The organism is Psychrobacter sp. I-STPA6b (genome assembly GCF_020662265.1).
Classification (GTDB): Bacteria; Pseudomonadota; Gammaproteobacteria; order Pseudomonadales; family Moraxellaceae; genus Psychrobacter.
The window spans coordinates 1-437 of sequence record NZ_VEWM01000115.1; the positions used below are offsets into that span (position 1 = coordinate 1).

General features: G+C 34.6%; 1 protein-coding gene. It reads left to right on the forward strand.

What is annotated here, in order from left to right; translation table 11 throughout:
- Positions 1-437: NAD(P)-binding domain-containing protein (locus FHK88_RS12295; protein ID WP_227431014.1), on the forward strand; the 437-nt coding region annotated here is incomplete at both ends.

The window sequence follows — 437 nt, forward strand, 5'->3', positions numbered from 1 at the left end:
CAGTTAAACACCTTGGTAACATCGGTTAAAAAAAATGAAAATGGTTTTTTGGTAGGCTATAAAGATGGTGAAATTCAAACCCAAAATGTTATTGTAGCTACCGGTCCTTTTCATATTCCGTACACGCCACCTTGCCACACTAAAATTTCTGAAAGTGTTTTGCAGATGCATAGTAATTTTTATAAAAATGACAGTCAATTACAAAATGGTGATGCGCTTGTTGTGGGTGGAGGCGATTCTGGTTATCAAATTTTAAACGAATTGTCGAAAGATGGTTCTCGAACGGTTTATTTTTCGGGAGATACCAATGTAAAGTCGTTACCACAGCAATTTTTAGGAAAAACATTATGGTGGTGGTTTACACTTATCGGTTTTTTAAGTTACAGCAAATATAGCTGGATTGGTAAAAAAATAAATTCATCAATACAGCCTGTTAT